17 protein-coding genes are annotated in these 25,114 nt (G+C 61.3%); 12 read left to right on the top strand and 5 right to left on the bottom strand.

Annotated elements, in window-relative coordinates; genetic code table 11:
* Nucleotides 1–48: 48 nt before the first annotated feature.
* The gene (locus ACILSI_RS17045; protein ID WP_395723105.1) at nt 49–753 is read right to left on the bottom strand and encodes a DUF1080 domain-containing protein; all 705 of its coding nucleotides are present in this window, start codon (nt 751–753) and stop codon (nt 49–51) included.
* Complete coding sequence (locus ACILSI_RS17040) at nt 750–2,201, bottom strand: amidohydrolase family protein (protein ID WP_395723104.1); 1,452 nt, start codon at nt 2,199–2,201, stop codon at nt 750–752. Before ACILSI_RS17040 ends, ACILSI_RS17045 begins: the two co-directional genes overlap by 4 nt.
* Before the next feature lie 91 nt (nt 2,202–2,292).
* Between ACILSI_RS17040 and ACILSI_RS17035 the strand changes: the two genes are divergently transcribed.
* Nucleotides 2,293–3,405 (top strand): sialidase family protein, encoded by a 1,113-nt coding sequence (locus ACILSI_RS17035; protein WP_395723103.1) that lies wholly within the window; start codon nt 2,293–2,295, stop codon nt 3,403–3,405.
* Here the strand turns inward: ACILSI_RS17035 and ACILSI_RS17030 are convergent.
* Nucleotides 3,386–4,756, bottom strand: coding sequence for a DUF1501 domain-containing protein (locus ACILSI_RS17030; RefSeq protein WP_395723102.1), 1,371 nt, complete (start codon nt 4,754–4,756; stop codon nt 3,386–3,388). The genes ACILSI_RS17035 and ACILSI_RS17030 overlap by 20 nt on opposite strands.
* A 285-nt stretch (nt 4,757–5,041) precedes the next feature.
* Here ACILSI_RS17030 and ACILSI_RS17025 point away from each other — a divergent pair, with 285 nt between their 5' ends.
* Genes ACILSI_RS17025 through ACILSI_RS17015 form a run of 3 tightly spaced genes read left to right on the top strand, consistent with a single transcriptional unit; the run spans nt 5,042 to nt 9,124 of the window.
* The gene (locus ACILSI_RS17025) at nt 5,042–6,739 is read left to right on the top strand and encodes a DUF1549 domain-containing protein (protein WP_395723101.1); all 1,698 of its coding nucleotides are present in this window, start codon (nt 5,042–5,044) and stop codon (nt 6,737–6,739) included.
* A 24-nt stretch (nt 6,740–6,763) separates the two neighbouring features.
* A complete protein-coding gene (locus ACILSI_RS17020; RefSeq protein ID WP_395723100.1) occupies nt 6,764–8,074 on the top strand; it encodes a DUF1501 domain-containing protein in 1,311 nt (436 codons plus the stop codon).
* 21 nt (nt 8,075–8,095) lie between these two features.
* The gene (locus ACILSI_RS17015; protein WP_395723099.1) at nt 8,096–9,124 is read left to right on the top strand and encodes a WD40 repeat domain-containing protein; all 1,029 of its coding nucleotides are present in this window, start codon (nt 8,096–8,098) and stop codon (nt 9,122–9,124) included.
* 38 nt (nt 9,125–9,162) lie between these two features.
* Here ACILSI_RS17015 and ACILSI_RS17010 read toward each other — a convergent pair whose 3' ends face one another.
* A complete protein-coding gene (locus ACILSI_RS17010) occupies nt 9,163–10,614 on the bottom strand; it encodes a hypothetical protein (RefSeq protein WP_395723098.1) in 1,452 nt (483 codons plus the stop codon).
* Between the two features lie 102 nt (nt 10,615–10,716).
* On the opposite strand from ACILSI_RS17010, the gene ACILSI_RS17005 reads away from it, so the two are divergent.
* The 5 genes from ACILSI_RS17005 to ACILSI_RS16985 all read left to right on the top strand — a co-directional run bounded on the left by ACILSI_RS17005 (nt 10,717) and on the right by ACILSI_RS16985 (nt 19,313).
* Nucleotides 10,717–12,081, top strand: a complete 1,365-nt coding sequence (locus ACILSI_RS17005; RefSeq protein WP_395723097.1) for a Gfo/Idh/MocA family protein — start codon at nt 10,717–10,719, stop codon at nt 12,079–12,081.
* Nucleotides 12,082–12,204: 123 nt separating this feature from the next.
* Nucleotides 12,205–13,527, top strand: a complete 1,323-nt coding sequence (locus ACILSI_RS17000) for a DUF1552 domain-containing protein (RefSeq protein ID WP_395723096.1) — start codon at nt 12,205–12,207, stop codon at nt 13,525–13,527.
* A complete protein-coding gene (locus ACILSI_RS16995; RefSeq protein ID WP_395723095.1) occupies nt 13,524–15,044 on the top strand; it encodes a hypothetical protein in 1,521 nt (506 codons plus the stop codon). The genes ACILSI_RS17000 and ACILSI_RS16995 overlap by 4 nt, the downstream gene beginning before the upstream one ends.
* A gap of 235 nt (nt 15,045–15,279) precedes the next feature.
* Entirely contained in the window at nt 15,280–17,862 is a 2,583-nt protein-coding gene (locus ACILSI_RS16990; protein ID WP_395723113.1) for a DUF1588 domain-containing protein, read from the top strand.
* A gap of 140 nt (nt 17,863–18,002) precedes the next feature.
* Nucleotides 18,003–19,313 carry an IS1380 family transposase gene (locus ACILSI_RS16985; RefSeq protein ID WP_395723094.1) on the top strand — a complete coding sequence of 437 codons (1,311 nt, stop codon included), beginning with the start codon at nt 18,003–18,005 and terminating at the stop codon, nt 19,311–19,313.
* 7 nt (nt 19,314–19,320) lie between these two features.
* On the opposite strand, the gene ACILSI_RS16980 is transcribed toward ACILSI_RS16985, so the two are convergent.
* A complete protein-coding gene (locus tag ACILSI_RS16980; RefSeq protein WP_395723093.1) occupies nt 19,321–20,718 on the bottom strand; it encodes a DUF1501 domain-containing protein in 1,398 nt (465 codons plus the stop codon).
* A gap of 81 nt (nt 20,719–20,799) precedes the next feature.
* Here ACILSI_RS16980 and ACILSI_RS16975 point away from each other — a divergent pair, with 81 nt between their 5' ends.
* The 3 genes from ACILSI_RS16975 to ACILSI_RS16965 are packed head-to-tail and all read left to right on the top strand — an operon-like array spanning nt 20,800 to nt 25,093.
* Entirely contained in the window at nt 20,800–21,603 is an 804-nt protein-coding gene (locus ACILSI_RS16975) for an HpcH/HpaI aldolase/citrate lyase family protein (RefSeq protein WP_395723092.1), read from the top strand.
* A gap of 8 nt (nt 21,604–21,611) precedes the next feature.
* A complete protein-coding gene (locus ACILSI_RS16970; protein WP_395723091.1) occupies nt 21,612–24,236 on the top strand; it encodes a LamG-like jellyroll fold domain-containing protein in 2,625 nt (874 codons plus the stop codon).
* On the top strand, nt 24,233–25,093 hold the full coding sequence (locus ACILSI_RS16965) for a sialate O-acetylesterase (protein WP_395723090.1): 861 nt from the start codon (nt 24,233–24,235) through the stop codon (nt 25,091–25,093). The genes ACILSI_RS16970 and ACILSI_RS16965 overlap by 4 nt, the downstream gene beginning before the upstream one ends.
* The last annotated feature ends 21 nt before the right edge of the window (nt 25,094–25,114 follow it).

Below are 25,114 nucleotides of genomic sequence, written 5' to 3'. Positions count from 1 at the left end.
CACCATGGCACTGCGAAAGCACTCAGCTCGTCTCGCGGAGCGAGACGGCTACTTTACGACCGGAGCCGTCTGCTCCGGCGTCACGCGACCGCCGGGAAGCTCCATGATCTTGATGTTTCGGAAATGAATCTCCGCGCCTTCGGATTCGAGACAGAGGTAGCCTTTGCGCACGGTGCTCTGGCTGATGCCATTGACGAACTTGCCGTTGATCGAGAGCTTCACCGTTCCATCGACGCAGACGACGTCGTAGGTGTTCCATTCGCCTTTGCCTTTGCAGCGCATCTCATACGACATGCTGCGGCGGCCGCGTGGATTGTCGGGGATGCCTTCCAGGCCGTTCGCGCCGAAGAGTTCGCCGGAAACATAGCCGGGATGATTCGGCTGGCCGTCCTTGGTAGGATGCAGCTTCGGCCAATCGAGTTCCAACATCTGCACTTCCATCCCTTTGGGCAGATCTTTGCCAGGAGCGGCAGTTCCCTCGCTCCAAACGAAGACGCCGGAGTTGCCACCGGCCTGCGTGTGCTTCCACTCGATGTGCAGGAAGAAATTCTCATACTGCTTCTCGCTGCGCATCACGCCGATGGGCAGGCCTTTGCATACGAGCAGGCCATCTTTGACGCTCCAGGTGTCCTTGCTGGTGTTCACATCCACCCAGCCGGTGAGATCCTTGCCGTTGAAGAGATCGCGCCACTGCGGCACGTCTTCGGCGAATGCGGTGGTGGCGAGGAGGAGCGGGAAAAGGAGGTGTTTCATGGCGTGACTCTCACAGCGCGGCCCGGACGAGCATCTTTCACGAGTTCGCCATCGCGGACGACAAAAGTGCCGTTCACGAGCACATGTGGAATGCCTGCCGAGGGCGTGGTTGGCGCTTCAAACGTCGCGCGGTCGATCACTTTGGCCGGATCGAAGATGGTAATGTCCGCATCGGCTCCGATGGCGATGCGACCTTTGTTCTTCATCATCGGCACATGGCCTTCGAGACGCTTCGCGGGCAGGATGGTCATCTTCGCCAGCGCATCCATGAGCGGCAGCAGTTTCTTCTCGCGGGAGTAATGGCCGAGCACGCGCGCAAAGGTGCCTGCGCCGCGCGGATGACCTTTGCCATCGACAAACGGAATGCCGTCGCTGGCGATCATCACGCCGGGATGCGCGATGGCCTTCTCGACGTTCTCGTCCTTCATCATGTAGATGATCACCCAGCCGCCTTGCTTGCGATACGACTCAAACGTCTCCTTTGTGAGCCTCTCGCCCGTCGCGGCCCAGGCGAGATCGCCATAACTGATTTTGAGATTGTCCTGCCAGCCGGGGTTGAACATCGCCGACTCTAGCGCGGTGGAAGCGGCGGTGTAGGGATACACTTCGGTCGTGAGATCCATGCCTGCGGCCTTGCTGGCGTCGATCAGCTTCAAGACCTCCGGCACATCCGTGATGCCGCTGCTGCCGACATGCACGATGTGCAGCGCTGCGCCGGTTTTCTTTGCCGTGTCGATGGCCTCGCGGATCGCAGCGATGCCAAAGGCACGCGTGTGGACAAAAGCGGGCACCTTGCGCTGCGCCGCGATGCGAAACATGGCCTCGATCTCGCTCGGATCAGCCGCTGGCGTGTAATTGATGCCGAATCCGATGCCCAGCGCGCCTTCATCGAGCCCGCGACGAATCGCCTCATCCATGAGCTTCAATTCGGCCTCGCTCGCGATCTGGTTGGCACCTGCGGGCGATGCGCCGAGGCCGGAAACTCGGGCGCGATTCACCGCCCAGTGGCCGATGCGAAGCTGCGGATGAAACGCGGCAAAGCGCACCGTGATGTGGCCGACAGCAGCCCCGAAATTCAGCGGCGCTTTGCCTTCCATGGAGCGATACCATTCACTCACCGGATAAACGCCGACTTCCATGTCGAGCACCGTCGTCACGCCATCACGCGCCTGGATCTGCATGTCGCCAGTGGTCTGGCCGTGCGCATGGATGTCGATGAAACCGGGAGACACGACGTGACCGGCCACATTGATGATTTGATCACCGGAAAGTGGCACCTCGGAGATCGCGCTGATTTTGCCGCCGGTAATGCCGATGTGCCGCACGGCATCGAGACCGCTCGCCGGGTCCATCACGCGACCGTTGGCGATGACGAGGTCGTGCGCAGAAAGTGGAAGCGAGGTGGCCAAAGTGGCGAAGGCAGTGAGGAATCGAAGACATGCATTCATAAATTGGAAAGTGGCGGGCGTTGCGGTGGTTGCATCTGGATACGCGCAGCCAGCACGATTGCTGTTCGGAGTCCGTATGTTTTCTCCAGCCATGAATCATCTCCTGCTCGCCGTGCTGACGGCATTTCCTGTCCTCGCCTTTGCCCAAACGAATGCTCCCGCTCCGTCGGGTGATGCGCCGTCCATTCCTGTCGAACGACACGCTGCGATCACAGGGCAGGGCTATTTCCCGGTGGCGATTCGATTGCACGATGGCCGCATCGCCGTGGTGATGCGTGGTGGCGCGGGACACCTCGGTCTGGCGGGGCGGCTGGACATGATCTTCTCCAGTGATGAAGGCAAAACGTGGTCGAAGCCGGTGGTGGTGAATGATTCGCCCATCGACGACCGCAATCCGGCGCTCGGCGTGGCCAAGGACGGCACCCTCGTCGTCGGCTTCTGGCGCACAGCGACGTATGACGAAGCGGGCAAATACAGCCCGAAACTCACCGACAAAGAACGCAGCACCTGGGTCACGAGGTCAAAGGATGGCGGCCAGACATGGTCGGAGCCGACGCGGATCGACGTGAGCGACATCGAGCTGGGCAGTCCGTTTGGCCGCATGGTCACGCTGCCAGATGGGGCGATGCTGATGGCGATCTACGGCTATCAGGTGCGCCCCGCAGGCGAGAAGCTGCCCGGCGACCGCAACCACAGCTATGTCTATCGCTCCACCGACGACGGGCAGACGTGGAAGCGCCTGTCGGAGATCGGCGATGGGAAACAGCAGCTCAATGAAACCGCATTGGAGCGGATGCCCGATGGCCGGATCATCGCCGCGATGCGCTCACGCGCTGGCGAGGTGTGGCTCTCCGAAAGCGCGGACAGTGGCTCGACTTGGTCGGCCACAAAGCAACTCACGCCTGTGAACGTGCATCCCGCCGATCTCTGCGTGCTTCCCGATGGTCGCGTGCTCATGACCGTCGGCAATCGCGTCGGTCCCACCGGCGTGCTCGGCATGGTGGGCGACACGCACGGTCAGTTCGATTGGGAAAAACGATTCGCGCTCGTGAATGACGCGCTCGGTCGTGATTGCGGCTACCCGAGCAGCATCGCGCTCAAAGACGGGCGCGTGCTCACGCTTTACTACGCCACTCGGGTGAAGAACGAGCCGGCATGGAAAGCACACTGCGGCGCGGTAATTTTCACCCCACCAGCTCGTTGATCACCTGCCCGCCTTCGACCACGATGGGGCGCGGGCGGCCTTGCGGATCAGTCCAGTGCGCGTGGGTGTCGATGCCGAGATGATGAAACACCGTGGCGGCAAGATCACCTGGGGCAACGCGGCGGCTGTCGATGTCCCCGCCTTGCCTGTCAGTGCTGCCGATGACCTGGCCGTGCCTCATGCCACCGCCAGCGGCGACCATGGACATCACGCGCGGCCAGTGATCGCGTCCGGCGTTCTTGTTGATCGTCGGGCTGCGGCCAAACTCGCCCATCATGAGGATGAGCGTGCTGTCGAGCAGACCACGGTCTTCCAGATCAGTGACGATGGCGTGCAGCGTGCGGTCCACGCTCGGTAACAGCGGCGTGAGACCCTTTTTGATGCCGCCCCACTTCACCTCATCGCCATGATGATCAAAGTAGCCCCAGGCACCGCTCACGGTGACAAAGGTGGAGCCAGCTTCGACGAGACGACGTGCCAGCAGCGCTTTCTCGCCAATGCTGTCGCGGCCATAGCGGTCACGCATCGCAGGCGTTTCGGCGTCGAGATTGAAGGCGCGTTGCGCGTTGCCGGTCATGAGCACCTCGTAGGCCTGCTGCGTGTAGCGATCCGCAGCGGCAATTTGAGCATTGCCATCGACGCTGCGCTTCCAGTCGTCCATCTGTGTGAGCAAATCACGGCGATTGCCGAGACGCTCGATGGTCAAGCCTTCGGAGAGTTTGAGACGGCCGGACAAATCCTTGCCGCTGACAGGTTCGAAGTCGCCACCCATGTGCCCCGCGCCCCAGATATCGGCAGGCAGCGAGTCAGCCAGAGCAACGTAACCAGGAATGCCCGGTGCGTTTGCCCCGCGAAATTTCGCCGCAATCGAACCCATCGACGGCCAACCGCCTCCATCGCGACCATCGTTCGTGCGCTTTGCGAGCGGATTGCAGGCCTGCATGGTGATCGGCGTGTGATTGCTGGCGCTGCAATCAACCGAGCGGATCAGCGTGAGCTTGTCCATGATCTTCGCGGTGAGTGGCAAGTGCTCGCAGACATGAATGCCGGGCACTTTCGTCGAGATGTGACCGAAGGGGCCGCGAATCTCGCTCGGCGCGTCCGGTTTTGGGTCCCACATGTCGATGTGACTCGGCCCGCCGGAGAGCCAGAAGAGGATCACGTTCGTCTTGCTCTTCGCTTGGCCGGTTGCGGCGGCCAGCGCCTGCGTCTGGAGCAGCGAAGGCATCGAAATACCTGCCAAGCCAGCGAGGCCGGTCTGAAGAAACCCACGCCGCGTGGAGCCGACGCGCAGCAGATCTCCGCGAGCGGGACTGAAGGCCTGAGTGATGGATGCAGTCTTGGGATTCATGCGGGTGACGTGGAGTTGCACCATAACCTACGCCGCCACATCGCCTGACTTGCCGTGCGGCTCAAAAGAGTCAGGTCTTTGCCGCTGGAAACAAGGCGTGCATCGCACGCACAGATTGTTCGACGAGAATCCCCGCCGACACCGATGAGGTTGTAGCCGGGGGCGCTAGCCCCCTCGCCGCTGAGGCTCCTTCGCACCGCATCCATCAGCTTGTGTCTCGTCTGCCTGCTCGCATCCGCGCAAGATAAAGCTTTGCGCTCAAGTAGGTAGTTGGCGACTCAAACCATGAGATACTTCTCCCATTCACTTCACCTCACCAATGGCAAGTCATCTGCGCGCAGGGCGTGGGTGCTGTCACTGGCGATGGTGTGTGGGGCGATGGCTTCAGCGGCGGATGCGGCTAAGCCCTGGTGGGAGAAGATTGACCCGGCCACACTGCCTGCGGCGAACCTGCCGATGGCGGAGGTGATCGATCGCTGCATTGATCAAAAACTGAAGCAGCGTGATGTGATGCCCGCTCTGACGGCGCCTCTCGAGACGCGACTGCGGCGGCTGATGCTCGACCTGCACGGGCGCGTGCCGACATTGGGTGAGCTGGATGCGTTCGTGGCCGAAGGCGACTCACCGGAGGCATGGGCTCGCCATGTGGACCGGCTCATGGCAAGTCAGGCTTTTGATCGCCATCTGTCGAATGAGTTGAACTGGCTGCTGATGGACGGACAGGGCACGGAGTTTCAAAAGTATCTCGATCTCGCCGTGACGAAGAAGAAAGGCTGGGACGTGGTGTTCCGCGATGCCATCGCAGGACAGGTGGACACCGAGTCACGGCCCGGTGTGGATCAGTTTTTGCGGCAGAGGGTGATGGACACCGACCGCATGGCCAATGATGTGAGTGTGCGCTTCTTCGGCGTGAACATCAGTTGCGCCCAGTGTCACGATCACCCGTATGTGAAGGACTGGACGCAGGACACCTACTACGGGATGAAGTCCTTCTTTGCCCGCACCTTCGACAACGGAGGTTTCGTCGGCGAGCGTGAGTATGGGCAGATCAGCTTCAAGACCAGCAAGGGCAAAGAGAAGCCCGCGACCTTGAGTTTCCTTGGCGGCGCGCCTTTGACCGACCCTGCTTCAATGGAGCCGACCGAAGAGCAGAAGAAGGCCGAGCGTGCGCTGCTGGAGCAGTTGAAGAAGGACAAGAAACCACCGCCGCCCGCGCAATACAGCCGCAGAGCACGGTTGATCGAGACGGGACTGGCGACAGAGCAACAGCATTGGTTTACCCGGGCCATCGTTAATCGCATGTGGGACCGCTTGTTCGGCTGTGGCCTGGTGATGCCGCTCGACCAAATGCACGGCGAAAACACCCCGAGCCATCCGGAGCTGATGCAGTGGTTGGCGCGCGACTTGGCGGCCAATGGCTACGATCTCCGGCGCCTGATCCGCGGCATCGTGACGAGCAAGGCATGGCAGCGCGACAGCCGTTGGAAGAGCGACACGCGTCCGCCCATGGACCTGTTCGCGGTCGCCCATCCGCGACCGCTGACTCCGAGACAGCAGGCGATGTCGCTGCGGTTCGCTGCGATGGAGCCGTCGTATCTTGCGCCAGGCAAAGCGAAGCCCGAGGAGATCGAGCAACGCATCCTCAACACCGAGCGCGGTGCATCAGGCTATGAGCGCTGGTTCGAGCGCCCGGGCGAGGACTTCCAGGTGTCGGTGGATGAGGCATTGTTCCTCAGCAACAGCAACGACGTGCAAGGCCAGTTGCTCGACGGCAGCGGCTTGGTGAAAGCAATGGAAGCGCTGCCCGAGGTTGCGGAGCGCATTCGTCTCGCAGGCAAAGCGATCTGGCAGCGCGAGTTGAGCGAGGAGGAAGTTTCGTTGCTGGCCAGCTATCTCGACGCGCGCAGCGATCGCCCGCAGGCGGGGCTGCGGCAGATTGTGTGGGCCATGCTGTCGAGCGCGGAGTTCCGCTTCAACTACTGACCCTTTTCTCAAACACCAACGGACATGAGCAATCCATCCAACTACTGCGGCACCAACGCACACCACATCAGCCGCAGGGCCTTCTTGAGCCAGGCGCTCGCGGTCGGCTCCGGCTCTCTGCTCGGCAGCAGCGGAGCGATTCACGCACTGGACGAGACCTCCATCAATGACGCGCTACGCAAGACTGGACGCAGCGTCATCCTGCTCTGGCTGGCCGGTGGATCGAGCCAACTGGAGACTTGGGATCCCAAGCCAGGTCGTCCTACTGGAGGTCCGTATGACTCTATCCCCACCTCGGTGCCCGGAGTGCACATCTCCGAGCTGATGCCAAAGATGGCCAAGCGCATGCATCGCACCGCCATCATCCGCTCGCTCAACACCCGCGATGGCGGGCATGGCACGGGCGCGGAGATGATGCTGCGTGGCCGCAAGAATGAAGCCGCTCTGCAATACCCAGACCTCGGCTCCATCATCGCGAAGGAACTCGGCCGCGCCGACAGCCGCGTGCCGGGCTACGTGTCGTTTTACTCACAAACCGAAGGACGTGGCAGCGGCAAGCTCTCGCCCGCCTTCCTCGGTGCGCGCTATGCGCCGATGAACCTCGACGACAGCACCATGCCGCCAAACCTCACGCGGCTGGAGGCCATCAACGACCTCGATCACCGCGACCGCGCGCGCTTACGCGACCTGCTCAGTGCGCGCTTCTCCGCTGGTCGCGAGACCGAGACAATGCGTAGCCACGCCTCCGCCTATGCTCGGGTGCATGGCTTGATGAGCAGTGAGCCGCTCTTCGACATCGAGAAAGAACCGCGCTGGGTGCGCAACTGGTATGGCCCCTCGCTCTTCGGCCAGCAGGCACTGATGGCGCGGCGCATGGTGGAGGCAGGAGTGTCGTTCGTGCGCGTCTCGCGGGCCTGGTGGGACAGCCACGGGCAGAACTTCGAAACGCACGCCGAGATGGTGCCGGAACTGGATCACGTGATGGCCACGCTGCTCGATGATCTCGATCAACGCGGCCTGCTGGAATCGACTCTCGTGGTCGCCTACGGTGAGTTCGGCCGCACGCCGACCATCAATGCCAGCCTAGGGCGCGATCATTTCGCCGATGCCTGGAGCGCGGCGCTGTATGGCTGCGGCATCCAGGAAGGAGCCGTGTGGGGCAAAACGGACGAGGACGGGCGCAAGGTCGTCGAGGGCGAAGTCGGTGCAGGTGAGTTGTTCGCCACCATTCTGGCGGCGGTCGGCATCGATCCGAACCATGAATACCAAGTCGGCGCGCGTCCCGTGCCGTTGGTCAATCCCGGCATCCGTCCCATCCGCGAGCTGCTTGCGTAACCCTCACTCGTTGTCTCGATCATGGCTGCGTCATTCACCATCAAGGAAGAGAAGAAGCTCTCCCGCCAGGACATCCACTTTAGCCTCGCCCGCGTGCCGGGCACGAGCCAGGTCTTCTCCGGCAGCTCGGATGGTGGCATCTATTTCACCGATCTCGCCGTCGAGAAGCCGGAGCCAATCGCGCTCGACGGCGGCGAGGTGCGGCATCGTCCCGGCGGCTATGTCACAGGGCTCGCGCTCGCGGCGGATCACAGCCGCCTGGTCTCCGGCTCGTATGACAAGCAGCTCATCTGGTGGGATGTGGCATCGCGGAAGCCCGTTCACGCCGTGGCCACTGCCCATGCGAAATGGATCCGCAAAGTCGTGGCAGCGCCTGATGGCAAACTCGTCGCCAGCGTGGCCGATGACATGATTTGCCGGCTATGGGACGGACTCAGCGGAAAGCCGCTGGGCGAGCTGCAAGGCCATGACGCCGAGACGCCGCATCAGTATCCATCCATGCTCTTCACCTGCGCCTTCAACGCCGATGGCTCACGACTTGCCACCGCAGACAAGATGGGCCGCATCGTGATCTGGGACGTGGCCGCACGAAAAGCCATCACCACGCTGGATGCCTCGTGCATGTATACCTGGGACCCGAAGCAGCGCCGCCACTCCATCGGCGGTGTGCGGGCCTTGGCTTTCTCACCCGACGGTCGTCAGTTGGCCGCTGGAGGCATCGGCCAGATCGGCAACATCGATCACCTCGGCGCGGGCGCACGTTTCCGGCTGTTTGATTGGGAGAAGGGCGAGACGCTCGCCGAGATCGAGTCCTCTGCGACCAAGGGCATCGTTCAGTGCTTGGCATTTCATCCGCAAGGCCAGTGGTTGCTCGGTTGCGGTGGCGACAACGCTGGCTTCGCGATCCTCATCGATCCTGCGACGCGCAAGATCGCCTATGAGGGCAAGGCCCCGTTCCACGTGCACGACTTTGTGGTCAACGAAGCCGCTGACCGCGTCATCGTCGCCGGTCACAACGGCCTGGCCGTGACCAGCATCTCGATGGGCTGATCGTTCCACCTGCCGATCTCACCCTTCCTCGCCCGATGTCAGGGCTTTGTTGTTGGAAACAGCGCCTGCATGGCCCGCACGGTTTGATCGACGAGAATCTGTCCACCTTCGGGTCCTACTCTATTGACGTGCGGCAGGCCGCTGTAGCTGCCGCCTTCGATGGCGAGCGTGGTGGGCAGATACATGCCGCAGCCGTTGGTGAGCTGGAGCACAAAGGTCTGCTGCGCGGGGCTGCGGGCCTTCATCTGGATGCCCCAGTCGAGATACAGCTCAAAGGTGTTCGTGGTGATGGCGACGTCGCCGAGACGCAGGACGTGCAGCTCCATCTCGTAAGGCGGCAGTTTGTCGGCTTCCTCGAAGCGCTTCACGATGCCCTGTTCGAGCTTCAGCATGGTGATGACGCGGTTGTCCGGCTTCTCGACGACGCTGTATTGCGCGATGTTCTTCTTCGCGTCCGCATACTCGCGTTCGAGGATCTTGCGCGGCGGCAGCGGCAGGTCTTCGACGATGTGACCAAAGGGCGCGTCGCTGCGGATGTCGGCCTTCGCGGCATCGAGCGTGTCGAAAACGGCGTTGCTGATGCGGCGACCGAGTTCCTGCTGCCGCGTGAGGCCGCGCAGCTTGATCATGTGGGCCTCGGCGTCCTTGCGATACTGCGGATGCGGCGATTGATCGCCCGCCGCACTGCACCAGCCGAGCACGGTCAGGTCAGGCAGGTTCAATTTGGCCTTCAACTGCTCGCGTGCGTCGTGCCAGAAGTCCGCGTTGAGGGCGCTGCGGCTTTCCACTTCCTGCGAAGGACATGCGACGTTGATTGCGACGGCTTGAAGCTGCTTTTCGGCATTCCAGAAGAACAGAGTCTCGATTCCCGAGTCGGAACCGGCCTCCATGTGGCGGAAGCGCGCGTCATTCGTCTTCGCATACATCTGCGCGTGACCATCGGCGAAGACGGAACGGCGGTTTTCGCCGATCTGGGCAAAACCGAGCGTCCAACTCACACCGCCGGGCTTGCGGCTCTTCCAGGCTTGCACGGCGGCCTGCGACAGGCGCTCGACGAGAAACTTCGTGTATTCCGCCGGCTGCATGACGCCTTCTTTGGGAATCGGATAGGTGATCAACGTCTCCTCCGGAATCTCGGACGTCACCGGCGCGGTGTGCGTGTGCGTGGCGGAAACGATGACCTTCCGCACATCGAAGTCCGGCAGCAGCGGCTTCAAATGCTGGCGAAACTGCGCGAGCACGGAGTGATGAATGCCCACAAGGTCACAGGAGATGAGAATGCTCTGATCGACCACCTTGCCGCCCTCCGCCGACTCAATCGCCACCGCAGCGGCGATGATCGGCGCTTCGACGCTTTGCGATATGCGCGTCCCAAACTGCCCTGCGAGCGCCACCGGCCTGTCGGGCGTGATGCTGATGGTCGAAGAGCCGATGCGGAGTTCGGCGGCGTGCAGCGAAGAGGTGACCAGTAGAGCAAGGAGAAGTCGCATGAGGATCAAACGGTCTGCCGCATCGGAATCTTCGAAACTCAGGGTGCATGACGCATGCAACAATGAGTCATGCGTTGGCTTATTGAATGCCTCCTTACCGCCATGAACCCCACTGCTGCTACCAACCGCCGCTCCTTTCTCCAAAACACCGCCGCCGCGGCCTCCACGCTGATATTGCCTTCTGGACTGCTGCGCGGCCAGTCGGCGCGCAAGCTCAACGTCGGCTTCATCGGCATGGGCGGGCAGATTCAGGGCCACGTAAGCAAGATTGTGCAACTCGGTCATCACGTCGGCGCACTGTGCGATGTCGATTCGGCGCAGATCGAGAACTCGAAGAAGCGGCATGGCGCGGGCGTGGCCGACGCGGCGGTTTATCGCGACTACCGCGTGCTGCTTGAAAAAGAGAAGTCGCTCGACGCAGTCGTCATCGCCACGCCGGACCACTGGCATGCGCCGATCTGCCGTGCGGTGATGCAGGCGGGCAAGCATGTGTATTGCGAGAAGCCGCTCACGCACACCATCGCGGAGGCACGTGAGCTGCGCGAGATGGCACGCACCGCGAAGGTGATCACGCAGACCGGCAATCAGGGCAGCGCATCACCGAATCTGCGCCGCAGCATGGAGCTGATCGGCGCGGGATTCTTCGGCGCGATCAGCGACATCCACGTCTGGCATCCCACGCACAGTTGGCCGAGCGGCGAGGAGCGCCCTGCGGGCCATGATCCCATCCCTGCGACGCTCGACTGGGACTTCTGGCTCGGCACCGCGCCCGAACGCGCCTACAAGACCGGCATCTACCATCCGGCGAAGTGGCGCGGCTGGTATGATTTTGGCAACGGCTCGCTCGGTGACTTCTGCTGCCACGGCTTCAACATGCCTGTGCGCGCGTTGAACCTCGACTATCCGACGCGCATCGAGATCACCGGCACGGGAATGGGCAAGGAGAGCTTCGCCGCAGCTTGCACGGTGCATTTTCATTTCGCGGCTCGCGGCGATCGCGGCCCGGTGCGCTTGCATTTCTACACCGGTGGCGATTTGCCGCCTGCGGAGGTCACCGCGCCGCTCGTCGCCACATTCGGCAGCCTGCCACGCACCGGCTGCCTGCTCATCGGCGAGCACGGGCAGCTCCAAAGCGGCCTGTGGAATTCCGAATGCTATGTGAAGCTCAACAGTGACGCGAAATTCACCGGCGCGGACAATCATCCCGCCGCGAAACAGGTGCCCATCTCGCTCCCACGCGTCAAAGGCCACATCGACGAGTGGATCGACGCGATCCAAGACGGGCCGAAAGTCTTCGCCGACTTCGATCTCGGCGGCCACCTCACCGAGATCGGCCTCTCCGGCATCGTGGCGCTGCGTTTGCAAAAAAGCATCGACTGGGACGGCCCGAACATGAAAGTCCCCGGCATGCCGGAGGCGGACAAGTTTATCCGCAAGACCGAGCGGGCGAAATACGGGCGGGCGTAAGGGCTGGGTGACCATGGTCAACCCGGCCTGACAGCTCAGAAGCCGCTTCCAAGCAGCGAAACGGCATCCATTTCCTTATTGAAGGCTGAAAGGCACCCGGATCGGGCACGTTTACGCGCCACCATGATGAACCGCCGCAAACTCCTCCGTCAGATCACCGCCACCGCTGGTGCTGCTTTGGGATCACCGTTTTTTTCCGGGATCAGCCAGGCTGCCCCGCGTGCCACGAGCGGTGGGCCGAAGCGTGTGATCTTTTTCCTCCAGAATCAGGGTTTTGATCCAAAAACCTGCATCCCGGCGGGCATGACGAGCAGCGGCTCGCTGGCCAAGGCGAAGCTGCCTGAGCCGATTTCGGCGCTGGAGCCATTTAAGGAGCGCCTGCACATCATCAACGGCCTGCACGGCCTCCACACCAGCCCGTCGCACAGCGCCTTCTTCGGGGCGCTCGGCGGCTACCGCGGCAGCGATGGCACACCGCCCAGTGCGTCCACGATTGACTATGAATTGAGCAAAGTGTTGCCGGAGACGCTCCTGCCGCATCTCTGCATTGGCATGGACTCGATGGAAAACATGAAGGCCAAGCCCACGGTGGCAAACCTTTCGGCCAGTGGTGCGGGGCAGCCGATTTTCATGCATTCGAACCCGAATCACCTCTATGAGATGCTCTACGGCGGCATCTCGGACGGGGACATTCGCAAGCAGCATGAGGCTCGCTCCAGCATGTTCGACCGCATCGAACAGCTCGCCGCCGCACAGGGCAAGGCGCTGCCGATGGCGGACCAGCAGCGCTATGGGCGCTACGTGCAGGGCTTCCAGGACATCAACGGCTTGCGGGCACGCCTCAGCGGCGTCTCCGATCACCTGCGAAAATTCGCGCCGAAAGTCGATGAACGCTACACCAAGCCCCAGTTCGAAACCGACTGGCATGACGTGCTCCTCGACCTCGGCATCTCGGCGATCAAATCGGGCATCACCAGTGTGCTCACCATCGGCTCAGGCCGCGGGGAGATCTTCGGCTCATGGAAAGGCATCGGCGTCGAGGAGCAGGGCCACAATCTCGGCCACATGGAGCAGCCGGATAATCCGATCTGGATCAAAATCCGCCAATACAACAGCCGCATGCTCGTGAAGCTCATGGAGCAGCTCGAAAGCGTGCCTGAGGGCAGCGGCACGATGATGGACAACACGCTCATCGTTTACACCAGCAACAACGCCGACAAACAACACACCAGCGGCGCGACCTGGCCTGTGATGCTCCTTGGGAACTGCGGCGGCGTCTTCAAGACCGGCTGTTTCACCCAACTCGATGGCACGCGTCCGATCAACGCCCTCTACTCCAGCATCCTGACGGCTTCAGGCGTCCAATGCGACCGCTTCAACATGAGCGAGAAGATGGCGGCGAAGTTTGATTCCGGCGTCGGTCCCCTCAAAGAAGTACTGGCGTGATCCGTGCGCTCCTGTTTTGCTCCATTGCCCTCACAGCCACCGTTTGCGCCCAAAACTGGCCGCAGGCGTCCGGGCCGAACCTCAATTGGAAAGTCGAAGGAGCCGCGCCGCCGCTGAAATGGTCGGTCGTGGGCGCTGAAAACATCCTTTGGCGCACTCCTTTGCCGGAAGGCGGACAAAGCGCGGTGACGATCTGGGGTGATCGCGCCTTCGTGACGACGCATCGTCCGATGGAGGAATCGAGCGACCGGCTTGAGCCGAACATCGTCGGCTACTGCCTGGATGCGAATACCGGCAAGATTCTCTGGAAAGTCGATCTTCCCGGCACGGACCCGGTGAGCACGGCGGGCATTTTCAGCGATGGCACCACCTTTGCGCCCATCGCCGATGGTGAACACGTCTGGTTCTTCAATCGTTGCGGTTCGATGGGCTGTTTTGATTTTAATGGCAAGCCAGTGTGGCTTCGCGAGTTCCGCCCGCTCACGCGCCACACGAACCGCGAATGCGAACCCATCCTCGTCGGCGACAAGATCATCACGGTCGAAGTCCGCAACAAAGAGGCCGGGCAAAAACTGGAGCGACACAAGCCGGTGCCACCGGGAATCGATCCGCGTGATGTCTGGACCTACCTGCACGCGATCGACAAGAAGACCGGCAAAATCCTGTGGCTCGAAGAAGTCGGCACCTGTGTCCACAACACACCCATGGCTGGGAAGTTGGCGGATGGCCGCTGGGCGATCGCGCATGGCCGCGGCGGCGGTCATTCCCCCTTGGAAGAGCCTTATGGCGTGAGCCTGACCCTGCTCGACTCTGGCAAAACGCTCTGGAGCCGAGAGTCCAAGGGCGACAGCTCCTACAACTCGCATTGGAACGCGAAACACGTGTTCTGGTTTCAGGGACCCAACCACCTCGTGCTCGACACCTCGACGGGTGAGATCCTACGCACTCAAAACGTGACCGAAAACGTGGACATCACCGATGCGCAGACCGGCAAACGCGAGCACGGATTCGCCTTCAAGGCCAGCAAGCGCATGCCGCTAACGAATCAGACCAACATCATCGTCGGTGACTGGCACTACTTCCTCGCTCACGACATCGCCGCCATCGGCCGCGTGCACATTGAAACCGGCAAAACCGAGTACCTGCGCGTCCCGGTGCAACTCATCGCCGGAACGGAACCAAAACGAATCTGGGACATGAAGGAGGCGCTTCCGAACGACACGAAGAACTCACGCGGCATCGACATCGCGACCGACAAACGCGCCAAAGGCACCGGTTGGGGCCATGTTTCCGCAGCGAGCCCGACTCTGGTCAATCGCCACCTGTTCTTCCCCATCATGAACGGCACGGTTTATGTCATCAATGCCTTTGCCGAAACGCTCGATGAAAAAGCCCTCGTCGCGATCAATGACCTCGGACCCGCAGGTGAGACCTGGACGCTCGCATCGTTCAGTTACGCCAATGGCCGCCTCTGGATGCACACGATGAAGGAGGTCATCTGCATTGGAACCAACTGACTGCCTTCACCGCGACCTAGCTGAGCCGCCTCACCCAACTGACTTCCATTTTTTTCCAGCAGCCGCACTTTGATCTCCCGAAGATTCAAGGATGCCAGCAGATTGAAATTCAAAATAATCTGCGGGCCTCCCTGAATCTGCGGGAAGAATAAAAACCTCTCCATTTTGCTCCAACACCCCCATGATCACCCGAGCCACAAGTTCTCCAACGACCCGCCAAGCTTCTCTCATCGTGATGATGCTCAGCGCCGGAATCGTGCTGCCAGCTCTGGCTGCGGAAACCTACACGCCGGGCAAGCCCGTTCAGGCGAAGTTCAAAGACCTCGCGCTGCCTTTCCTCGAACAACACTGCTTTGACTGCCACGACAACGACACGCAAAAGGGCGATCTGAACCTCAGCGAACTCACCGCGGTGGATGAGACCAACGCCGCCACTTGGAAGTCCGTGTGGGCACAGATCGCGCTGGAGGAAATGCCGCCGAAAAAGCAGGACCAGCCCGAAGTCATCGACCGGTTGCGTTTCTCCGACTGGATCGTCGGCGAGCTGCAACGCGTCATGAAGGACAAGGGCGGCTTCCACGCGCATCTCGATCCAAAGAAGGCTAACTTCATCAGTCACGACCTGCTCTTTGGCAAACTGCCGGAAGGCATCAAGCTGACACCCACCGCCTCCCCTGCCCGCATCTGGCGCGTGACGCCGCAGGAGCACATCACGCGGCTCAACGAACTGATCAACACCGAGCCGACATACGATCCGCGGAAGCCCGGCCTCCGCACCCACGGTGATGCCGTTCCAACCAACCACGGAGGCGAGTTGAAGCTCTACTTTGGCGTCGATAACATTCTAAGGTGGGAAGGAGGCACGGTGGCCTATGCCACCTCGGTGAAAAGCGTGCCCGTGGTGCTGTCTTCGGCCCGCAAGGTCGGCTTGAAGAACTACCCCGACTTTTACACCGTCAACAGCGCCGAAGCGACGCAGATCCTCGGCAAGGCGGAGGACATCTTGCAATTCATGGCCTACGGCCCGCTCAGCCTCGTCGGCATGAAGGAGCAGATCACCGATGACCCGAAAACCTACGACAAGGTGAAGCCGAAGGGCGACTTGCGCGGGCTGCCGACGGCCATTGTTTACAGCACGAAAGTCCTGCGGCCGCTGACCCCTCTGCACGATCTCATGAAGGAGCCGCAGGTCACCGACACACGCCTGCGTGCTGCTGTGGACTACCTTTTCGAAGCTCTGACCTTCCGTCCGCCAAACAAGGCCGAGTCCGACAATTACCTGCAAATCGTCAAAGACAGCATCGCCAAGGTCGGCAAGGAAGACGGCGTCTTCATGGGCCTGTCGTCCATCTTTCTCGATCGCGACGCGTTGTTTCGTCACGAATTGGCGGAAACCGGCAAGCCGGACGAGCACGGCCGCGTCATGCTGCAGGATTGGGAGCTGGGCCTCGCCGTGAATCACGCGCTGCGCTACATCAAACCCGACGAACCTCTCCGTCAGGCGATCCTCGAAGGCCACATGAAGACGCGTGAAGATGTGCAACGTGAGGTCACCCGCATGCTCGCAGACGAAAGCATCCGCAAGCCGCGCGTCCTGCAGTTCTTCCGCGATTACTTCGACTACGATCTGGGCGGTTACATTTGCAAAGACACCAAGGCACTGGCCGGCACCGGAATCTCACTTCGAGGGGATGGGCATTACGGCGCCATGTTTGACGCCACAGCCAGCACGGACCGCCTGATCGAGCTGGTCCTCGCAGAAGACAAAAACGTGCTCAAGGAGCTGCTCACCACCCAGCGCGTCGTCGCCACCAAGACCGACAACATCTACTTCGGCAGGAAACTCACCAAGGAAGAGCAGGCTGCCGCGGTGGCCGCGAAGAAGAAGGCTGAGGCAGAGGAGGAGCAGAAAGAAGCGGCTAGACTCCAGGCGATGAAGGCGGAGGTCGCCGCATTGGAAGCCAAGTTGAAGGACAATCCCGACGACAAGGCCGCCCAGAAATCCCTCGCCCAGCAAAGCAAGTTGCTGGCCGCAGCCGAGAAGAGAGCCGACAACGAGAAGAAGGCACGGAAGCGCGGCGGGGGTGGCAACACCGATATCGCCATTGCCAACCTGACCGGCCCGCCAACGGAAGCGCGCGTCAGCCGACCCTCATTTGGAGCTGGCTCCATGAAACCCGAGCGCATCCTGGCCACCGCGCCCGCGGGTGAGCGACTCGGCATCCTCACTCACCCAGCCTGGCTCGTTTCCCAATCTGATGCCATGGATAACCACGCCATCCATCGCGGCATCTGGATTCGCGAGCGTCTCCTCGGCGGTGGCATCCCCGATGTGCCCATCACCGTCGATGCCCAGCTTCCCGTCGAGCCGCAAAGCACGCTGCGCGAGCGCATGCGCGTGACGAAGGCAAAGTACTGCTGGACCTGCCACCAGAAGATGGATCCGCTCGGACTGCCCTTCGAAATGTACAACCACGCCGGCCTCTTCCGCACCACCGAGCTCGACAAACCCGTCGATGCCACTGGTGAGATCATCAACAGCGGCGATCCAGCCCTCGATGGCCCCGTCAAGAACGCCCTCGAAATGATCCAAAAGCTCGCCGAGAGCCAGCGCGTCGAGCAAGTCTTCGTCCGCCACGCCTTCCGCTTCTGGATGGGCCGCAACGAAACCCTCAACGACGCCCCCGTGCTCAAAGCCGCCCACGCCGCCTACCGCAACAACGGCGGCAGCATGAAAGCCCTCATCACTTCCCTCCTAACTTCGGATGCCTTCTTATATCGCAAGGTGGAGCGTGCAGCGAAGACGGCGGCAAAGTGACCTCCAGACGGCACACGGCACGCCACGCAAGGTCTGCGGCGTAGCGGACCACTTTAACCCGGATCATGCAATAGGAGCAAGCGGAAGAGCTGGAGCTCTTGTCAGACGGGGGGATTGACGGGCATGGCAGAATCACCTGCATGGTGAATCTGCCGATCGAATACTCTGGCAAGCCCGTGACGCCCTTTGGCGGCATGGCGTTGATGAAACGTTTTGTCGATCAGACGGGCATCCGAGAGCATCTCGCCACGCTGGATTTGCCCCGGGGCGGCTCCAACTGCGCCTACGATCCAGTCCACGTCATCGAATCCTTCTGGCTGGGCATCTGGACGGGAGCCAGCCGCTACATCCACTGCGACTGGCTGCGGCAGGACGAGACACTGGCTGCCATCTTCGGCTACGACCGCCTGCCCAGCCAAAGCACCTACAGCCGGTTCTTCGGGCGCTTCTCCCAGGCGCGCAACACGGCGGTGTTCCCGGCATTGCAACGCTGGTTCTTTGAGCAGATCCACGTCGGCGCGGTGACGGTGGACTTCGACAGCACCGTCATCACACGCGAGGGCAGCCAGGAAGGCACGGCCAAAGGCTACAACCCCAACCGCAAAGGGCGCAACTCGCACCACCCGCTCATCGCCTTCATCAGCCAGACACGCATGGTGGCCAACGCCTGGCTGCGCCCGGGCAACACCGCGGCGTGCTCCAACTGCGTGGAGTTCATGCGCGAGACCTTCGATGAAGCGCTCGCCGGAGTGAAGGTGGGCCTGGTGCGAGCCGACAGCGGCTTTTACACCAACGACATCTTGAGCACGCTGGAAGAGCGCAGCGTGCCCTACATCATCGCCGCAAAAGCCTACGCCAACCTCAAAAACGAGATCCATGGCATGAAGGACTGGGTGGAAGTCTGTCCCGGCATCGCGGTCAAAGAGTGGCTGCAGCAGCCGGCGAATCCCAAGGCCAAAGCGAGGCGGCACATCGTCGTGCGCAAGCAGACCAGCCGCCGTCCACAGGCGGGAGGCAAGCTGCTCTTCGAGGACCTGCCCGACTACCGCTTCAGCCTGTATGTGACCAACCTCGACCTGCCGCTGGACCAGATTTGGAACATCTACAACACCCGCGCCGATTGTGAGAATCGAATCAGGGAGCTAAAGCAGGACTTCGGCCTCGACGCCTTCTGCCTCCAGGACTTTTGGGCCACCGAAGCCTCGTTCCGCTTCATCATGGTGGCCTACAACCTCATCAGCCTGTTCCGTCACTTTGCACTCAACAGCCACAACCAGGCAACGTTGGCGACCTTGAGGTCCTATTGCTTTGCAATAGGAGCGTGGGTCAGCCACCACGCCCGCAAACGGGTGCTCAAGCTCTCACTGCCACGCCAAAAGCGCCCATGGATGGACTCCATCTCCCAACAGATCGAGGCTCGTCCGCCTCCGTTTGCCTATTCTACTGCATAGTCCGGGTTTAAATAAGCTCTGCAATCGGCTGGCCAAGATCAACGAGATACTGCGGCCTGCCAGTCGTGTCAGTGAGCGTGGTGCCGCGTGCGTCGATACCGAGGTGCTGATACAGCGTGGCGATTACGTCCTGATAATGCACCGGACGCTCGGTGGCCTCGGCGGCGTGTTTGTCGGTGGCGCCGATGACCTGACCGGTTTTAAGATGCCCCCCCGCCATGATGCCCATGGCTACTTTGGGCCAGTGATCGCGGCCGGCTTTGTCATTGATCTTTGGTGTGCGGCCAAACTCGCCCCAGACGATGATCATCACGTCCTGCAACATGCCGCGTTCATCGAGATCGGTGACCAGCGTGTTCAGCGCGTGATCGATCAGCGGACCGAGATAGCGCATGGCGGAGAAGTTTCGTGAATGTGTGTCGAAGTCGCTGATGGAGATGCTCACGCAGCGCACACCGGCCTCGATCAGGCGGCGCGCAAGCAGGAACTTCTGCGCGCACTTCGGGCTTTCCATCGAGCCAAAGGCATCTGCAGGGCGGATGATGCGCGGCGTGTAGCGTTCGAGCACTTGGGGATCTTCTTTGCTCAGATCCATCGCTGCCGCGAATCGACCGGAAGTCAGAATGCCGAGCGAGAGTTGATTGAACTCATCCAGCGCGTGCATCGAGCCGCTGGTGTCGATGTCGCGGCGGATCGTGTCGAGATCGCGCAGCAGCGACACTCGATCTTCGAGTCGCCCAACAGTCAGGCCTTTTGTTAGCGCCAAACTTTGACTGTGACCCGAGCCGCGACGCGCCAATTCGGCCTTCATGCCGTTTTCCAACTGCCGCTCAAACAGATGCGAGATGTCCGGGCGAAACGCTGAGGATGCCGTGCCGAGAAAGCCAGGCCGCGCACTGTTGCGCACGAGCGGGCGGCCTTGCATGAGATCGACAAAGGCAGGCGCGGAGTCCTTCGAAGTGCTTAGCAGTTTGCTCACCACACAACCCATCGCCGGACGTCCACCGATGAAGGCCAGCTCTTTGTCACCAAAGCCTGACTGGCACTGAAACGCATCGTGATTCCCCATCGCGCCGCTCAGCGAGCGCAGGAAGACATACTTGTCCGCATTCGCCGCCAATCGCGGCAGCAGCTCGGTCAAATGCAGCCCCGGAATCTTCGTCGGCAGCGATTTGAACTCACCACGAATCTCGCTCGGTGCGTCTGGCTTTGGATCGATGAGATCCATCTGCGGCGGACCGCCATCGAGATGAATGTTGATCACCGCCTTCGTCGAAGACCGCACTCCAGTCGCCGATTCCGCGCGCAGCAAGTCCGCCAGCGTCAGCGATCCAACACCGAGCGCCCCCGCCTTCAGAAAACTGCGGCGGTGGTGGCTGGAAGTGCTGCTCGGGAAGGTGAACATGCGCTCCAAACCTACGGTTCGCCGATGAAGGCACTTTCCGGGGATAATCGCACTGCAGCCACGCCGTATGCCTTTCCAACCATGAACAACCCGACACCCTATGGCCCTACCAGCTCGAAGCCCGCACGGATCCTCAAAGAGAAGATGATGAAAGGCCACACCGTCTTTGGCACGCTGATCCAACACGCTGTCGTGCCTGCCATTGTGGATTTCATTCCGGATGGCAGCATCGACTTCGTGATCGTCACCGCCGAGCACAATGCGCTCGACATCGCCGACTTCATGCCGCTGCGCTATGCACTGGCCGCGAAGGGCATCGCCACGCTGGCGCGCACGCACAGCCGAGATGCGGATGATGTGGCGAAGGTGTGTGATTCGTTCGACGGCGTGGTCATTCCGTATGCCGAAGACGTGGAGCTGATCAAACGCCTCGCTGCTGCAGCCGTGTATCGCCCGCTCAAAGGCGTGGCGCTGGAGCGTGCCATCAAAGAAGGCAAATGGCCCAGCGACAAGACCCGCGACTACATCGAGCAAAAGTGCGCCGACACGCTCTTCGTGCCAATGATCGAATCCGTCCGCGCCTTGGAGAATCTTGACGCCATCTGCGCCATCCCCGGCGTGAGCGCTCTCTTCATCGGCCCGAACGACATGACGACGAACATGGGCATCCCGAACGAATACGACAACCCGGAGTTCATCGCCGTGGTGCAGAAGGTCCTTGATGCCGCCGATAAGCGCCACATCCCCGCTGGCTCATGGTTTGGTAAAACCGAGCAGCAACTCCGCGCCATCAAGCAAGGCGCACGCTTCATCTGTCATTCGAATGACAGCAGCCTGCTGAAGGACATCATGACGACGGTCTTCGGAGCGCTGCGGCAAGGCTGATCTCTTTTATGAACCGACGGACTGCTTTCATCTTCACGTCATCTCTGCTGCTATCGGTGATTTCATCGCTGGCGCAGAGTAAAGCCGCGCCGTGGTATGAGGAACGGGCGAATTTGCTGCACTACAAAGACGATCAAGGTGCGCTGAAGCCCGTGAAATCCCCGCAGGATTGGGCGCGACGCGTGGCGCACATCCGGGCGAACATGGAACTGGTGATGGGAGCGCTGCCGCCAAAGACAACACAGTCTTTGGATCTGAAAATTGATGCTGAGACGCCGCTGCGACACTACACGCGGCAGCATGTGACGTTTGTGGCCGAACAAGGTGATCGACTGCCGGGATGGCTGCTGGTGCCGGATGGCGCGAGCGCCACGGACAAGCGCCCGGCGATGATCTGCCTGCCGGGAAGTTCCGCGCCGGGAAAGGACACGCCCGCTGGCCTCACGGCGAGCGCGGATCGTGCGTATGCGCACGAGCTGGCGGAGCGCGGCTATGTGTGTCTCGTGCTCGACTACCCGCTGCTGCACACGGCGGAATACAAGACCGACCCGTATGCGCTGAAGTATGACAGCGCGACGATGAAGGGCATCGTCAATCACCGGCGCGGTGTGGATGTGCTGCAATCGCTGCCGTTTGTCGATGCGGAGGCCATTGGCGTGATCGGGCACTCACTCGGCGGACACAATGCGCTGTTTCTGGCCGTGTTTGATGAGCGGGTGAAGGCGGTGGTGTCGAGCTGCGGGTTCAATGTCTTCGCGAAACACAATGGCGGCGATGTGCGCGCCTGGAGCAGCCGCTACTACATGCCGCGCATCAAGACGGTGTATGGCGATGTGCCGGCAAAGATCCCCTTCGATTTCACCGAGGTGCTGGCAGCGCTGGCACCTCGCGCGGTGTTTGTGAACGCGCCGCTGCACGATGCGCCGGACTTTGAGGTGTCCGGCGTGCGCGATTGCTTCACGGCGGCCATTCCGGTGTATCGCGAGGTGTTCCAGGCCGAGGACCGGCTCGCGGTGCGTTATCCCGACGCCGGACATGCCTTCCCTGCGGCGGAGCGTCAGGCGTCGTATGCGTTTCTCGACAGCCATCTTCGGCCTCGCGTTGGTAAAATGGAGTTGAAGCGTGATCTCGTCGCCCACTGGCCTGTGGTGGACCAAGCGCTGGAAATTCCGGCGAAAGATGCGCCGCAGTTTGGCTCGGGTGATTTCACCTTGTCGATGTGGATGCAGTCGGATGAGGCTGCTGACCGTTTGTCGGGAGATCTCATGAGCCAATACGATCCCGCGAAGCGGCGCGGGGTTCATCTCACGCTGAAGAGCAATCCGGGCGCGACGACGAATCAGGCGAACTGGCGGCACTTGCAGTTTGGCATTGATGATGATCGCACGTCCGATTGGCGTGATTGCGGCCGCCCCGGCAATGCCACGCTCGCCTTTGGACTCGCGGTGCATGAAGGCGCTCTCTACGCGGGCACCTGCGAGCCGGGGAAGAATGAATCAGGCCGAGTGTATCGCTATGGCGGAGGTGACTTGTGGATCGACTGCGGTGCGCCGGACAAATCGAACTCAGTCACCGCGCTCGCGGTGCATCACGGCAAACTTTACGTTGGCACAGGCAAGTATCGGCTCGGCGGCTCCTCGTTGAAGGAATCGGAAAACACCACGCTCGGTGGGCGCGTGTTTCGTTATGAAGGCGGCATGCACTGGGTGGACTGCGGCCAGTTGCCGGAGACGGAGGCCGTGGGCGGACTGGTGGTGTTCAAGGATCAGCTTTATGCCTCGTCGTTGTTCAAACCCGCCGGATTCTTCCGCTACGAGGGCGATGCGCGTTGGACGGCTCTGCCGGTGCCGCAGGGGCCTGATCTCAAGACGCAGGAGATCGGCCCGAAGCGTGTGGAGGCACTGACCGTGCATGACGGCTTTGTTTATGCCAGCAGCTACGACGGTGGCCATGTGCATCGCTTTGATGGCAAGACGTGGACCGACTGCGGCCAGATCGGCGACAACACGCAGACCTACTCCTTCGCGCAATATGAAGGGCGGCTCTATGTCGGAACCTGGCGCAGCGGACGTGTTTTTCGATTCGAAGATGTCGGCCGCTGGACCGACGTAGGCCGCCTCGGCGAGGAACTGGAGGTCATGGGCATGACCGTTCACAACGGCCGCCTCATGGCCGGATCACTGCCGCTGGCGGAGGTCTATTCGTATGAAGGCGGCGACGTGTGGAAGAAGCTCGCACGGCTCGATCACACGCCGGATGTCACCTATCGCCGTGCGTGGACGATGGCCGAGCATGACGGGCAGGTGTTTTGCAGCACGCTGCCTTCCGGCAAGACTTTCGCCTTCAGCGCAGGCCAGCAGACCGCCTGGGGCCACACACTGTCTTCCGCATGGCATCACATTACCGCCGTGAAGTCGGCGAATCGGCTAACGCTCCATGTCGATGGCGAGATGGTTTCACAAACGCCTGCTTTTGATGCCACGAACTACCAACTCAACACGGATGCTCCACTGCGCATCGGCACCGGCATGAATGGAGCGTTGAACGGACGTCTTTCCGATGTGCGTGTGTATCGCAGGACTCTGAATGCCCTGGAAATCGAGGCGCTGGCGAAGGAGATGCCAAAACCATGAGCAGGCTTCACCCTTTCATTCTCGGATGTCTGACACTCGTCACAGCGACGGCTTGGCCACAAGAAGAGGCATCGCCGCTGAAGGCAAACGGCCAGCATCTGAAGGTTTTCGTGCTCACCGGCCAGTCAAACAGCCTCGGCACGACGGCTGACAAAAAGGAGCCGGACATCACACCGGGCAAAAATCCGCTGGATGCGCAGATTCCGTTCTTCTGGGCCAATCGCTCATCACGCAGCGGAGATGGCGCGGCAAAGCTCTACGATGACTCAGGCGGCAATATCGTCACGCTGCGTGCTCAGAAAGGTGATGGAGCGAATCCGCTGTTCTGGGGCCCGGAGATAGGCTTCTCACGACATCTGGCCGCCAATGGCGTGAAGGATTTTCTTTTCGTCAAAGCCAGTCGTGGCGGCGGTGGTAACAGCTATTGGCTGAAGGGCGGCCGCGATGATCACATGTATCGCCATGTCGTCGAAACCGTGCAGCAGGCGATCCAGGCGCTGCCGCAAGGCGTCACCTTTGAGGTCGCCGCGCTGCTTTACATCCAAGGCGAGAGCGACAACCCCGCCGAAGCTGCTGCGTCGGGGGCACGACTGAAAACGCTCGCCGAAAACCTTCGCAAAGATCTGCCGAACGCCGCTGCGATGAAGGTCATCATCGGCAGCATTGCTTCAGGCGATGAGAAGAGCGATGTCGTGCGCGCGCAGCAGTCCGCCTTGGCCAAAACAGATCCCACCTTTCGCTACATCGACACGCTGGACCTGCGCGGCCAGCGCTACGACAACCTGCACTTCAGCAAAGGCGCCAAACTCGAAATCGGCCAGCGCATGGCGAAGGTGTGGCTGGAGTGGAGCAAGTAACCGCAGGCTGCCATCGGCAAG

It is taken from the genome of Prosthecobacter sp. (genome assembly GCF_044232965.1).
Lineage (GTDB): Bacteria > Verrucomicrobiota > Verrucomicrobiia > Verrucomicrobiales > Verrucomicrobiaceae > Prosthecobacter.
This window is presented reverse-complemented; position numbering and strand designations above follow the sequence as displayed.